Raw genomic sequence first — 14,208 nt, forward strand, 5'->3', positions numbered from 1 at the left:
CCGCCCGAATATAGTACCAACCAGGAGATAAACCCTTGATATGATAAAAACCTCCCTTGCCCGTGAAAACAAATACCCGAGAGGAAAACGAAGAGTTGGAAGAAACCAATACCAACGCCGAGGAAACTCCCCCACCTCGCTCGTCCGTCACCCTCCCCACTAACTCGGCAGAAAAAAGCGAGAGAGAAAAAAAGAGGAGGAAAGCAGTAGTAACTATTAAGCAAAACCTTCCTTCTTTTCTTTCAATTGGCGCCGAGTTCACATCTCGCCCTTTCTTTTTAAAGTCCCCCTTTTTAGAGAAAGCAAACATTATACCATTTCTCCATTTTTTGTTTCTGGCTAACTATTTCTATTTTAACAAATTGCAACTTCGCATTGTCTCTCTTCATTAATTTAATTCAATAATTTGAATTTTCCATCCAAAAAATTGTATCACATTGTGAAATGGAGGTAAAGGGGAAAAAGAAAAGCCCCGGAAAAACCCGGGGCTGGCCTCTTTTCTCTCGTGTTTTATAACTTAACTACATTAGCCGCCTGAAGGCGTCCATCTGGGGTTTCTACGATGTCGAACTCCACCTCCTGGCCGACCTCCAAGGACTTAAAGCCGGGCTCTTGGATAGCGCTGTAGTGGACGAAAACATCTCTTCCGCCGTCCTTCTGTTCAATGAAGCCCCAGCCTTTATTGTTAAACCATTTCTTAACTTTTCCTACCGTTCTCATTTCTTGACTCCTTTAAAGCAAACAAATTACCAATCAAAAGGGGATACAGGAGCTCTTCCCCAGGTTTATCCTCTCCTCAGAGGCCGAAAGGAGGGGAAAGGCAGGATGAAGAGCGTGGTTCCTTCAGCAAAAGAAAAACCACGAGGGTCCTCGTGGTTATCCTTTACTTTAGAAACCAAAATCCAATATCCCACAACAAACAACCTCATCTTCCCTTTTACGCTCCTTTTTCCTTTAAGTCAAGTTTTTTTTGCAGATTTAGCAAATCAGCGGTTGATTTTCTCTTGATTTCATCTTTCGCTGATATATAAAATAAGCTCGACTAAGTTCTAATTGGGGGATAAGAGATGAAGGTATTGGTTGTGGGGGGAGGAGGAAGGGAACATGCCCTTGTGTGGAAGATAAGGCAGAGCCCTCTGGTATCCGAGGTCTATGCTGCCCCAGGTAATGCCGGCATTGCTGAACTCGCCTACTGCGTGCCTATCGATCCCTCCACCATAGTTGAGCTCGCCGATTTTGCCGATAGCGTTAGGATAGAGCTCACTGTAGTTGGTCCAGAGCTTCCCTTGACCTTGGGAATCGTAAACGAGTTTACCAAAAGGGGTCTAACCATCTTCGGACCTACCAAGGAAGCGGCGGAGATAGAGGGGAGTAAGATCTATGCCAAAGAGTTTATGGCGAGGAGGAACATTCCCACTGCTCGGTTTAAGATCGCCACTTCCTATGAGGAGGCGGTGGGCATCATTCGTTCGGGTGTGTTTGGTTATCCTTTAGTGATTAAGGCTGATGGGCTTGCCGCGGGTAAAGGGACGATAATCGCTGAGGATGAAAAAGAAGCCTTTTCTACCGTGGATGTGATTATGAGGGAGAGGAAGTTCGGAAATGCTGGGGATAGGCTGGTCATTGAAGAGTTCCTTGAGGGAGAGGAAGCTTCGTTTCAGGTTATTACTGATGGGCTTCGGGTCATCCCTCTTGCCTCCTCCAAAGATCATAAAAGGCTCTACGATGGGGATAAGGGTCCCAATACCGGCGGGATGGGTGCCTTTTCGCCGGCGGTAAACCTCGACATAGAGACCAACCGGAAGGTATTGGCGGAGATAGTGTATCCCACCATTCGTGGCCTCGCTGAGGAGGGAAGGCCTTACCGGGGTGTTCTCTATGTAGGGCTTATGATAACTAAAGAGGGACCAAAGGTGCTTGAGTTCAACTGCCGTTTTGGGGATCCGGAGACTCAGGTGGTGTTGCCCCGGTTGGAGAGCGATCTGGTGCCCCTTTTGATCAAGGCGGCGAAGGGAAGAATGGAGCAGGTATCGCCCAAATGGAGAAGGGAAGCCGCTGTCTGCGTGGTTCTTGCTTCGGAGGGATATCCCGGATCGTACAATAAGGGGCTGCCTATTAGTGGTATCGAGGAGGCGGTAGAGGAAGGAGCGATTATCTTCCATGCGGGGACCAGAAAGGAAGACGGGAAGCTGGTGACCGCTGGAGGACGGGTCCTCGGAGTGACCGCCCTTGGGGCGAGCTTCCCTGAGGCGATCGTAAGGGCTTATTCCGCCGTCGAGAAGATACACTTCCCCGGCGTTCATTACCGCCGGGATATAGGGAAAAAGACCTCCCCATCGGTATTCTGATTAACTTAGAGAAACGAGGTGAGGCTTGGTGGACAGAACCCCACTGATAGGTATTGTTTTAGGGAGTGATTCCGACGCCCAGTATATTGAAAGGGGTGTTCATCTCCTTCAGGAATTTGGTGTTCCTTATGAGATACTTGTTTCCTCTGCCCATCGCTCTCCGGGACGGACCCGGGAGTATGCGGAGAAGGCGGAGGAGAGAGGAATAAAGGTCATAATCGCCGTTGCCGGAGCCGCCGCCCATCTTGCCGGTGTCATTGCTTCTGAGACGAGGCTTCCGGTGATCGGCGTTCCCGTTCCCAGTTCCCCCCTTTCCGGCATCGATGCCCTTCTTTCCACTGTTCAGATGCCCGCCGGCATCCCCGTTGCCTCGATGGGGATTGGAGAAGCGGGGGGGAGAAACGCCTGCCTCTTTGCCTTGGAGATACTTGCCCTTTCTTCCCCCGAGCTGAAGGAGAAACTCTCTCACTATCGGAAGCGACTGGCGAAGAAGGTGGAGGAGGCATCGGCTCGGGTGGAGAAAGAATTCTCCCAAGATGTCTAAGGGAAGGTACTTCATCAAGACGCTTGGTTGCAAGCTCAATCAGTACGACCAAGCGGCGATGGAGGAACAGTTGAGGGAAATGGGCTTTGTCCCCTCATCTTCCTCAGAGGCGGATCTTATTATAGTAAATACCTGCACCGTGACCGGGAAAGCGGATGCAGAAGCGAGGAGGCTCATCCGTTCCTACCATCGGGAGAATAAGAAGGCAAGGATAATGGTCACCGGCTGTTATCCGGAACGAGAGCCGGAGCTTTTTACCGATATGCCTGAGGTCTCGCTCGTTTTTGGGAACTATGAGAAATACCATCTTGCCGAGGCGGTTCGGTTCTTGAATGAGGGACGGGGAAAGCTATTTCGTTTAGAAAGGGAGAGAGGGGGGTCTACCCCCGTTCTTCCTCTCACCTCCTTTTCTGGGCATACCAGGGCGTTCGTCAAAATCCAAGAGGGCTGTGATGCTAACTGTAGCTACTGCATTGTGCCCAAAGTCAGGGGGAAAAGCAGAAGCGTTCCTCTTTCGCTGGTAATAAGAGAGGTAGAAAGCCTCCTTTCACAAGGTTTCTCTGAGATCGTCCTTACCGGCATTCACATCGGTGTTTACGGGCGAGACTTTGGAGAAGAAAAAGGATTTTTAACCCTTCTTCGGGCGATAGTTGAACTTCCCTACCAGTTCCGGGTTCGGCTATCGTCACTTGAGCCTTTGGAGATCACCCCTGAACTCATCCAATTTGTCGCTCGTTCGGAAAAGATCGCTCCTCATTTTCACATCCCCCTTCAAAGTGGGTCCGACCGCATCCTCGCCAAGATGCGCCGTCCTTATCGAAGGGATAAATACCGGGAGGTAGTGCTCGCTATCCGGGAGCTCATCCCCGACGCCGGTATCGGTGCCGATGTCATCGTCGGCTTCCCTGGTGAGGAGGAAGAGGATTTTATGGCGACCTATCGCCTTATTGAGGAGCTTCCTCTAACTCACCTTCATATCTTTTCCTTTTCCCCGAGACCAGGGACCGAAGCTTTCCATATGAAGCCTGCTCTCCCGAAAACGGTTATAAAGGAACGGGTGAAAAAACTGCGAACGCTCGCTAAGGAAAAGATGCTTGCTTTCAGGCAGGGGTTCATTGGGAGAGAGCTTTCATCTGTCGTCCTTTCAAAGCGGGATGAGGAGGGGAGGCTCGTCGCTCTTTCCGGAAACTACATCCCCATAAAGGTGCCTTATGAGCCGTCGTTTATTGGGAGGATCGTTCCCGTAAGGATAGTCGAGTTGAACGATAAGGGCGTTTTTGGTATCATATCCTCCTCTGCCACCAAAGAAAGAAAGGAGGGGTTGAAGGTTGAAAAAGGTTAAAGTGATAATTGAGTTTACGAGGCCGTTCACCCTGCTTGCCCCATTTGTTGGTTTCTTTTCCTGGGGACTTGCTGCCTTCGGGGCGAAGCCGAAGATCCCAATCTCCCTCGAAGGGCTGGTCCCGGTTATCCTCGGGGCGGTTATGGCTGCTTCCCTCAATGCTGCCTCAAACGGCATCAATCAGATATTCGATATCGAGATAGACAGGGTGAATAAACCGGAACGTCCCCTTCCTTCGGGAAGGCTTTCCCTCAGGACCGCCTGGTCAGTAACCATCGCCTTCTATGGTATCTCTCTTTTCCTTTCCTGGTTTATTGCTCCCACTGGAGCGCATCAGTGTTTCTTTATCGTCCTCATCGCATCTTTGTGCACCATCCTTTATTCTGCACCACCTATAAGGACAAAGAGGTTCTTGCTCCTTTCCAATTTCACTATTGCCCTTCCCCGGGGGGCACTGCTTGTTGTTGCCGGCTGGTCAGCGGTGAGGGATATCGTCCATCCCGAACCTTGGTACCTTTCCCTGATATTCGGCGCCTTCATCTTCGGGGCGGCGACCACCAAGGACTTCTCCGATATCGAAGGGGATAAGAGAGGAGGATGTCATACGCTTCCCATCTGCTATGGGGTGAAGAAGGCGGCATACATTACCGCTTTGTTCTTTGTATTCCCGTTTCTCCTTATTCCTCTGGGGGTCTGGGTAGGGGTTTTTTCCGCCGGTCCTGTGCTTCTCTATCTTCTTGGAGGGCTCCTTATCGCTTACGGTGCCTTTATCGGTTATCTCCTGGTGCGGAGACCGGAGGAGCTTGCCACCGAGAGGAACCACATCTCGTGGAAGCATATGTATCTTGAGATGATGGTGGCTCAGGTGGGCTTTGCCGTTGTCTATCTCTTGAGCTAAACTAAAGGCCGACGCTTTCTCTTTATTCCTGGTTTGAGCATTCCCCTTAAATTGATTTTAGTTGGATAAGCTTTAGTTTATATATCTAAGGAGCTTCGGTTTTATTATTATGCCTATATCCTTCAATAACTCTTATTACCTCACTCATTCTGAGTCCGTATCGTCTCCTGAGCAGACCCAGTCTCTCATAAGGAGAGATATATTCAGGCAAATTCAGTTTTTCCTTCAGATAGTTAAGAGGTATTCCATAATCTCTGCTAATTTCTCCTAAGGTCATATATCCCCTGATCTTCAACTGGTGATCTCTCAGCCGGTTTTTTTCAGTTTCGGCTGTTTTGCTCTTTTCCTCATCCGGCAGATGGGGTTGTTTCTTTTTCCCCTCTTCAATAGAAGGTTTTTCATAGACCTTTTCCTGGCTTATTTTAAACCTTCCCTTACCACTGGCGGGTTCTATCTCCGGTTTAACCAGCAGGGGGAAACAAAAAAGGAACAATGTTGCCAATCCGAAGAGTATTCCCGCAATCCATCTTGCTTTCCTGCCTCTTACGAGGAGGTTACGGTAGATGGCGGCGATCATTTTCCAGTGGAAAAGGATGTGAACCACCAGCAGTCCCAACAGTATAAGTCCGAGGAAGAGGTGGATCGTCCCCCATTGATGGCGGTCGAGACCGAAAAAGTATAGCTCTACATTGCTTCCGTACTTTATGTTCCGCACTCTTCCCGGCAACAGGACGAACTTGATGAGAAAGCCGATGCCGCCCACTGCCGCCATAAGAAGAAGCATTATCCCGTCTATTATCAGGTTTGTCTTCGCCTTTTTTTGCATAGTTTCTCCCCTCACCGTTTCTTTCAAAGATATTTTGACTTAAATTTTTGAGCGGTTCAAGCCGGCTAAATTGAAATTTCGTTAAAGCGTTTGCCTTTTTTCTTGATTCGGGCGATGATCTATTGATATATTTTTTATATCACCTGCCATTTTAGAAGGAGGTAACCATGAAGCCAAAGAGATATTTGGCTGTGTGCGTAATACTTACTTTTATTCTGCCAGTGCTGATCTTATCAGTAGAAAAGCGCCCGATGACGGTGGATGATCTATTCAAGTTAAAGCGGGTGTCCAATCCCCAGATATCCCCTGATGGCTCACTTATCGTATTTGTGGTTAGGTTCCCCGATCTCAAGAAGGATCGCTATACCTCGGATCTCTATCTGGTAAGAACGAAAGACGGCTCTGTCATTCAGCTTACCACCAGTGAAGGGGGTGAATATTCACCTCAGTTCTCTCCGGATGGGAAGCTCATCGCCTTTCTTTCCAATCGAGACAAGAAGACCCAGATATGGCTCATCAACCCGAGAGGAGGAGAGGCGTATAAGTTGACCAATTCGAAGAGTGGGGTATCGAGCTTCGTCTGGTCGCCCGATGGGAAGAAGATAGCCTATATTGCTTACGATCCACCGACCAAGGAGGAAAAGGAGAGGAAAAAGAAGAAAGAGGATGTAGAGGTGGTGGACAAGGATATCAAGATGGGGAGGCTGTTCGTCATCGATCTTGAAACGAAGAAGGTGAAAAAGCTCACCAAGGGAAACTACACCGTTTCCTCTCCTACCTTCAGCCCTGATGGCAAGATGATCGCTTTTGTCCGTCGTCCTACCCCGAAAGCGGATGATGGCGATAAATCGGATATTATGCTCGTCCCCGCAGAGGGAGGTGAGGTGAAGCCGTTGGTCGTTCGACCTGGTTCCGATTCCTCTCCCAGATGGTCTCCCGATGGTAAATTAATCGCCTTCCTCTCCTCGGATGGAAAGGAGAGCGAGATCGCTGTCTCCCGGATATGTATTGTTCCGGCAGAAGGTGGCAAGCCGAGGAATATCTCCAAAAGCTTTGATCGTTCCCCCCGTTCCCTTGTCTGGTCTCCCGATAGCTCGAAGCTTTATTTCCTTGCCCTCGATGGGGTGGTGAGCAACCTCTATTCCGTTGAGGTGAAAACGGAGAAGATAACCAAGCTCACCGCTGAAAATGGGGTTATTGGTTCCTTCTCTCTCACCAAGGATGGGAAGTTAATGGCGCTCACCAAGGAGGATCCCTATCATCCGGCGGATGTCTACCTCTCAGAGGTGGAAAGATATAACCCGAAGAAGCTTACGGATATGAACCCCTGGGTAAAGAAACTTGCTCTTGGCGAGGTTAGGACGATCCACTGGAAGAGCAAGGATGGCCTCAAGATCGAAGGGCTCCTCATTCTTCCCGTTGGCTACACCCCGGGGAAGCGCTACCCCTTGATCACCCAGATCCATGGGGGACCATCGGGCGTGATGACGCGAAGCTTCCAGTGCTCTTACGGAAGGGATGGACAGATATTGGCTGGTCTCGGCTACGCCGTCCTTCAGCCGAACTTCCGGGGTTCTTCCGGCTATGGTGAAGCCTTCTTAAGAGGGGATGTGCGCGACTGGGGCAAAGGCGATTACAACGACATAATGACCGGGGTGGATTACCTCATCGAGCAGGGTATCGCTGATCCGGAGAAGCTGGGGGTAAGTGGCTGGAGCTACGGTGGATATATGACTTCCTGGATCGTCACCCAGACAGATAGGTTCAAGGCAGCGGCTTACGGTGCTGGCCTTACCGATCTTTATTCGATGTACACCTTGAACGACATCCCCCGGGCGCTCGATGCCTATTTCGGTGGTCCTCCCTGGGATAACTTCGATCTCTACTGGAACTCCTCGGCGATGAAGTATGTCACCAAGGTGAAGACACCCACCCTCATCTTTCAGGGGGGCAGGGATGCTCGGGTGCCACCGCCTCAATCGTGGGAGTTTTATCAAGCACTTAAGCGGTTGGGAGTTCCTACCAAGCTCATCATTTATCCCCGGGAGGGTCATGGCCTTCGTGAACCGAACCACCAGCGGGATAAGGCGGAAAGGGAGATAAGCTGGTTCAACAAGTATATCCTTAAAAAGGAAGAAGAAAGCAAAAAGGAAGAAAAATAATATCAAGGAGATAGGATATGTGGATTAGAAGGTTTCGTTTTACCGCTCTTCTCCTTATCGCCTTGTTTGTCGCCACCGGCGCTTACTCCGGGGGGAAGAAATTTACCTACGAGGATATCGTCAAGATAAAACGGGTATCCGCTCCTCGCATCTCCCCGGATGGCAAGTACATCGCCTATGTGGTGACCGAGGCAGACCTCGAGAAGAGCGCTTATAATTCCGATATCTGGCTCGTTCCCACCAGAGGGGGTGAACCCCTTAAGCTCACCAACTCGCCGAAGGCGGATCGTTTCCCCCGCTGGTCTCCTCGATCCGATAAGATAGCCTTCCTCTCGGGAAGGAGTGGCAAGACCCAGATATGGCTCATCTCCCCCTTTGGTGGAGAGGCGGTTAAGCTCACCGATTCTGAGACAGGGGTTTCCTCTTTCGTTTGGGCTCCCGATGGGAAAAGCATCGCCTACTTAGCGCGGGATCCGGAAACCAAAGAGGAAAAGGAGAAGAAGAAAAAGAAAGAGGATGCCATCGTGGTCGATGAGAAGTTCAAGATGAACCACATTTGGATAATCGATCTGGAGACGAAGAAGGCGCGAAGGCTGACCGAGGGGAATTTTAATGTGAACTCCTTTTCCTTTTCTCCCGACGGCAAGAAGATCGTCTTTTCCGCTGCTCCCACCCCCAAGGTTCCCGACTATTTCAACAGTGATATCTACATCGTCCCGGTAAGCGGTGGGAAGCCGGAGAAGATCGTCTCCACCAAGGGTCCCGATGCTAATCCCAGGTTCTCTCCAGATGGTAAATACATCGCCTATATATCCCAGGGTGGAAGCGACGAATGGTGGGCGAATAGTTATGTCTTCATCATCCCCGCTACTGGAGGAAAGCCGAAGAACCTGACCAAGAAGTTCGATGAGGAGGTGAGGGATTTCTTCTTCTCTCCCGATTCCCGTTACATCTACTTTTCCGGAGGAAAGGGACCCACCTATCAACTCTTCAGGGTGGAGGTTCCTAAGGGGAAGCTCAAGCAGATAACCGGTGGTGCTGGGGTCTTCTCCTCGTTCACCCTGAGCGGTGATGGCAAGATGCTCGCTTACATCTATCAAGACCCGAAGAACCCGCCCGAGGTTTACTGCTCCTCGGTTGTTCCCTTCAGCAAGGGGCGTCCGCTGACCGATACCAATCCTCAGCTAAAGGAGTTCGCCTACGGAGAGACCGAGCTCATCAGTTGGAAGGCAGCGGATGGTTGGAAGATAGAGGGGGTTCTGGTGAAGCCGGTCGGCTATCAGAAGGGAAAGCGTTATCCCCTACTCGTCATTGTTCACGGAGGACCAGCCGGGGTGTTCACCCTTCGCTTTGCGGTGAACCGGGGAGCTTATCCCATCCAGATGTTCGCTCAGAAGGGATATCTCGTGTTGATGCCCAATCCTCGTGGTTCGGGGAACTACGGAGAGAAATTCCGTAAAGCCAATTTACGGGATTGGGGCGGAAAGGATTATAAGGACATTATGGCGGGCGTGGATTATCTCATCAAGAAGGGGATGGCAGATCCGAAACGGATGGGGATTATGGGCTGGAGTTACGGTGGGTTTATGACCTCTTGGGTCATCACCCAGACAAACAGGTTCAAGGCAGCATCGGTAGGTGCCGGGGTGACCAATCTCTACTCCTTCGTCGGCATAACCGATATACCTGAGTTTATGCGCTCTTACTTTAAGGCGTATCCCTGGGAGGACCCGTCGGTCTATATGGCGCACTCCGCAATGTACCACATAAAGAATGCGAAGACGCCTACCCTGATCCAGCAGGGGAAGGAGGATGCCCGTGTACCTGCTCCTCAGACGCGGGAGCTTTATATCGCCTTAAAGAAGCTTGGTGTTCCTGTCTGCTATGTCCTTTATCCGAGACAGGGGCACGGGATCCGCGAGCCGAAGTTCATTATGGATGCGATGAGGCGGAATTTCGAGTGGTTTAACCGGTTCGTTCTCGGGGAAGAGCCGGAAAAGGCAAAGAAGGAAGAAAAGGTAAAGAAGGAGAATTAGCTTCCTTGCCTTAAGATCCGGGGAGATGGTTATCATTATCCCTTTTTGAATACCATCTCCCCGGTTTTTTCATCGAGATCGGCGATTATCGTATCCCCTTCCTTGAATTCTCCCTTGAGCAATTTCATCGCCAACGGGTTCTGGATGAGTCGCTGAATCGCTCGCTTGAGCGGTCTTGCCCCGTAGACCGGATCGTATCCTTCGTGGGCAAGCTTCTCCTTTGCCCGATCGGTAAGCTCTATGTTTATCTTCTTTTCGGAAAGCCGTTTCCTGAGATCGCGCAGTTGAATGTCGATTATCTTTTTGATGTCGTCGAAGGTGAGGTTACGGAAGATGATGATATCGTCCACCCGATTCAGGAATTCGGGCTTGAAGTTCCGTTCCACCTGCTCCATAACCAGTTCCCGCATCCTTCTTTGATCTTTATCCCAGAGCTCCTTGATTATCTCGCTTCCGATGTTCGAGGTCATAATGATTATCGTATTCTTGAAGTCCACCGTGCGCCCCTTGCCATCGGTGAGCCTGCCGTCGTCCATTATCTGGAGGAATATGTTGAATACATCGGGATGCGCCTTCTCTATCTCATCGAGGAGGATGACAGAATAGGGACGGCGCCTGATCGTTTCCGTGAGGTAGCCCCCTTCTTCGTAGCCCACATAACCCGGAGGAGCACCGATGAGCCTCGCCACCGAGTGTTTCTCCATATACTCCGACATATCGATCCTCACCATCGCCTGTTCGTCATCGAACATAAACTCGGCAAGGGCGCGAGCGAGTTCGGTCTTTCCCACCCCGGTAGGACCGAGGAAGATGAATATCCCAATGGGCCTTTTCACATCCTGAAGCCCGGCTCGGGCACGACGAAGGGCATTCGATACCGCGCGGACCGCGTCATCCTGCCCTACCACCCGTTCCTTTAATTTTTCCTCCATATGGATGAGCTTCTCCACCTCCGATTCCATCATCTTGGAGACAGGGATGCCGGTCCACTCGGATACGATCTTGGCTATATCCTCCTCGGTTACCTCCTGTTTCAGCATCGCTTCCTTCTCCTGAAGCTTGGCGAGCTTCTCCCTCGTCTCCTCGAGCTTTTTGTTGAGCTCAAGCGTCTTCCCGTAGCGGAGCTCAGCCGCCTTCTCCAAATTTCCTTCCCTTTCTGCCTGCTGTTCCTCTATTTTCACTTGATCGAGCTCCTCCTTTATCCGGCTTATCTCGGTGATGAGCTCCTTCTCCTTCTGCCATTTTGCCTTCATCCTGTTCGATTTTTCCTTAAGCTCGGCTATCTCCCGCTCTATCTTGGCAAGCCTTTCCCGCGCCTCTCGGTCCTCCTCCTTCTTCAGCGCTTGACGCTCGATTTCGAGTTGGAGGATCCTCCTCTCCACCTGATCTATCTCGGTGGGGAGACTGTCTATCTCCATCCTCAGGCGGGAGGCAGCCTCATCAACCAGGTCTATCGCTTTGTCAGGAAGGAAGCGGTCAGTTATGTAGCGGTGGGATAGTACCGCGGCAGCAACCAGGGCGGAATCCCTTATCCTTACCCCGTGGTGGACCTCATATTTCTCCTTAAGACCGCGGAGGATGGCGATGGTATCCTCTACCGAGGGTTGGGAGACGAATACTGGCTGGAACCGGCGTTCGAGTGCTGGGTCCTTCTCGATGTACTTCCGATATTCGGAAAGGGTAGTAGCACCGATGGTGTGGAGGGTGCCTCGGGCGAGAGCGGGTTTCAGCATATTGGATGCGTCTATCGCCCCCTCAGCTGCCCCAGCACCAACCAGGGTATGGAGCTCGTCGATGAAGACGATGATCCTCCCCTCCGATTCCTCGATCTCCTTCAGTACTGCTTTCAGCCTATCCTCAAACTCACCACGGAACTTGGTACCAGCAACTAAAGAGGCGAGGTCCAAAGCGACGATCCTCTTATCCTTCAAGGTATCCGGGACATCGCCGTTCACTATCCGCTGGGCAAGCCCCTCGACGATCGCCGTCTTACCCACGCCAGGCTCTCCTATCAGAACCGGGTTGTTCTTGGTGCGACGACAGAGGATCTGCATCACCCTTCGTATCTCCTCGTCCCTTCCGATCACCGGATCGAGCTTGCCCTGTCTCGCCAATTCGGTGAGGTCGCGGGAATATCGGGCTAATGCCTGATATTTGTCTTCCGGGTTTTGGTCGGTCACCCGGTGGGAGCCCCGAATGCTCATAAGGGCAGAGAGGAGTCGGTCGCGATCGATCCCGTAGCGCTTAAGTGTCTCTGCTGCCCTGGTTCCGTCCGTCGAAAGGAGGGCGAGGAGGAGGTGTTCCGTGCTCACATATTCGTCCCTGAACTCCTTTGCCTCCTTCAGCGAAGCGTTGAGTACCCGGGAGAGATAAGGGCTGACATAGATCTCCCCCACCCCCGAAACCTTGGGGAGGGCTTCTACCGCCCGCTCGACATCCTGCTCGAGGCGCTTCCTATCCACCTCCAGCTTGTCGAGGATAGGAGGGACTATTCCGTCCTCCTGACGGATCAAGGCGAGGAGGAGATGTTCCGGCTCAAGCTGCTGGTTGCCGTGTTCCTCAGCTATTGCCTGGGCGTCGCGCAGAGCCTCCTGCGCCTTTATAGTAAGTTTATCCATTCTCATCTTGCCATTCCTTTATTTTTTGGAAAATAAAAAGCTCTTTTTCAATATAAATTAGGGAGGGGGATTAGTCAAGGACTCCTCATTATTCTGGTGGAGTTATGACCTCAATACCATCCATATAGGCTCTTAGTGCCTCGGGGATCGCCACCGAGCCATCTCGCTGTTGATAGTTTTCCAGGATAGCGACCACCGTTCTTCCCACGGCAAGCCCTGAGCCATTCAAGGTGTGGAGGAGACGAACCTTGCCCTCTTCGTCCCGGAAGCGGATGTTCGCCCGGCGGGCTTGGAAATCGGTGAAGTTGCCACAGGAGGATATCTCGCGGTATTTCCCCTGACTCGGCACCCATACCTCGAGGTCGTAGGTTTTGGCGGAGCCGAAGGCGAGCTCAGAGCTGGCGAGCGCTACCACCCGATAAGGAAGCTCGAGCCTCCTTAAGACCTCTTCGGCATCGTTGGTGAGGCTTTCGAGTTCGTCAAACGATGTCTCTGGCTTTACGAATTTTACCAGTTCAACCTTGTTGAACTGGTGTTGCCTTATCAATCCCCGCACATCTTTTCCGTAGGAGCCGGCTTCGCTCCGGAAACAGGGGGTATAGGCGGCGAACTTTATGGGAAGGAGGGAGCCATCGATTATCTCATTTTGGAATATGTTGGTCACCGGGACCTCGGCAGTGGGGATCAGGTAGTAGTCTCGATCATCTAAGTCGAGCTTGAACAGATCGCCCTCGAACTTGGGGAGTTGCCCTGTGCCGATCAGAGCCTCCCGGTTGACGATGAACGGAGGAAGCACCTCGGTATAACCATGTTCCTTGGTATGGAGATCAAGCATAAAGTTTATCAGTGCCCGCTCAAGTCGCGCTCCGATACCCTTATAGAGAGCAAAACGGGCACCGGCTATCTTCGCTGCCCGATCGAGGTCGAGTATTCCCAGATGCTCTCCAAGCTCCACATGGGACTTGGGGGTGAAATCGAACTCAGGCGGTTTTCCCCATTTCCTCACCTCGAGATTGGCGCTTTCATCTTCCCCGATGGGCACCGTCTCGTGGTGAATATTGGGAATGGAAAGCATCATCGCCCGGAACGCCTCGTTTACCTCCCTCTCTTTCGATTCTATTCGTTTTACCTCTTGGGAGAGTTCCCGCATCTTCTCAATTATTAAGGAGGGATTTTCTCCCTTCGCCTTTGCCCGGCCTATCTCATCCGAGAGCCTTTTTCTCTCGTGTCTCAGCTCATCGCCCCGCATCTTCAACTTTCTTCTTTCCTCATCAAGGGCAAGAAGCTGCTCTATATCGATTTCGTAGCCCCTTTCCGCCGCTTTCTTCTTTACAAGGTCCGGATTCTTTCTGATAAAGTTGATATCAAGCATATCTACCCCCTCTTTCCTGCGGTTAAAGGATATATTAGACAGGAAGGAATTGTCAATCGCCT

At 51.3% G+C, this 14,208-nt stretch carries 11 protein-coding genes; 6 read left to right on the plus strand and 5 right to left on the minus strand.

Going from position 1 to position 14,208, the window contains the following annotated elements; translation table 11 throughout:
• On the minus strand, positions 1-310 hold a 310-nt coding region (locus J7L64_04700; protein ID MCD6451641.1), incomplete at its 3' end, for a carboxypeptidase regulatory-like domain-containing protein.
• Positions 311-510: 200 nt separating this feature from the next.
• Positions 511-720, minus strand: a complete 210-nt coding sequence (locus J7L64_04705) for a cold shock domain-containing protein (protein ID MCD6451642.1) — start codon at positions 718-720, stop codon at positions 511-513.
• Positions 721-1,067: 347 nt separating this feature from the next.
• Here J7L64_04705 and purD point away from each other — a divergent pair, with 347 nt between their 5' ends.
• The 4 genes from purD to J7L64_04725 are packed head-to-tail and all read left to right on the plus strand — an operon-like array spanning position 1,068 to position 5,132.
• On the plus strand, positions 1,068-2,348 hold the full coding sequence (gene purD / locus J7L64_04710; protein MCD6451643.1) for a phosphoribosylamine--glycine ligase: 1,281 nt from the start codon (positions 1,068-1,070) through the stop codon (positions 2,346-2,348).
• A 28-nt stretch (positions 2,349-2,376) separates the two neighbouring features.
• Positions 2,377-2,892 (plus strand): 5-(carboxyamino)imidazole ribonucleotide mutase, encoded by a 516-nt coding sequence (purE, locus tag J7L64_04715; protein ID MCD6451644.1) that lies wholly within the window; start codon positions 2,377-2,379, stop codon positions 2,890-2,892.
• Positions 2,885-4,234 carry a tRNA (N(6)-L-threonylcarbamoyladenosine(37)-C(2))-methylthiotransferase MtaB gene (mtaB, locus tag J7L64_04720; protein MCD6451645.1) on the plus strand — a complete coding sequence of 450 codons (1,350 nt, stop codon included), beginning with the start codon at positions 2,885-2,887 and terminating at the stop codon, positions 4,232-4,234. The genes purE and mtaB overlap by 8 nt, the downstream gene beginning before the upstream one ends.
• A complete protein-coding gene (locus J7L64_04725; GenBank protein MCD6451646.1) occupies positions 4,221-5,132 on the plus strand; it encodes a UbiA family prenyltransferase in 912 nt (303 codons plus the stop codon). The genes mtaB and J7L64_04725 overlap by 14 nt, the downstream gene beginning before the upstream one ends.
• 85 nt (positions 5,133-5,217) lie before the next feature.
• On the opposite strand, the gene J7L64_04730 is transcribed toward J7L64_04725, so the two are convergent.
• On the minus strand, positions 5,218-5,958 hold the full coding sequence (locus tag J7L64_04730) for a DUF4405 domain-containing protein (protein ID MCD6451647.1): 741 nt from the start codon (positions 5,956-5,958) through the stop codon (positions 5,218-5,220).
• A gap of 167 nt (positions 5,959-6,125) precedes the next feature.
• Here J7L64_04730 and J7L64_04735 point away from each other — a divergent pair, with 167 nt between their 5' ends.
• A complete protein-coding gene (locus J7L64_04735; GenBank protein ID MCD6451648.1) occupies positions 6,126-8,120 on the plus strand; it encodes a S9 family peptidase in 1,995 nt (664 codons plus the stop codon).
• 17 nt (positions 8,121-8,137) lie between these two features.
• Positions 8,138-10,156, plus strand: coding sequence for a S9 family peptidase (locus tag J7L64_04740; GenBank protein ID MCD6451649.1), 2,019 nt, complete (start codon positions 8,138-8,140; stop codon positions 10,154-10,156).
• A gap of 35 nt (positions 10,157-10,191) precedes the next feature.
• On the opposite strand, the gene clpB is transcribed toward J7L64_04740, so the two are convergent.
• Both clpB and serS read right to left on the minus strand, forming a co-directional pair.
• On the minus strand, positions 10,192-12,780 hold the full coding sequence (gene clpB, locus J7L64_04745; GenBank protein MCD6451650.1) for an ATP-dependent chaperone ClpB: 2,589 nt from the start codon (positions 12,778-12,780) through the stop codon (positions 10,192-10,194).
• A gap of 82 nt (positions 12,781-12,862) precedes the next feature.
• Positions 12,863-14,146, minus strand: coding sequence for a serine--tRNA ligase (gene serS, locus J7L64_04750; GenBank protein MCD6451651.1), 1,284 nt, complete (start codon positions 14,144-14,146; stop codon positions 12,863-12,865).
• Between the last annotated feature and the right edge of the window lie 62 nt (positions 14,147-14,208).

Source organism: Acidobacteriota bacterium (assembly GCA_021161905.1).
Lineage (GTDB): Bacteria > Acidobacteriota > B3-B38 > Guanabaribacteriales > JAGGZT01 > JAGGZT01.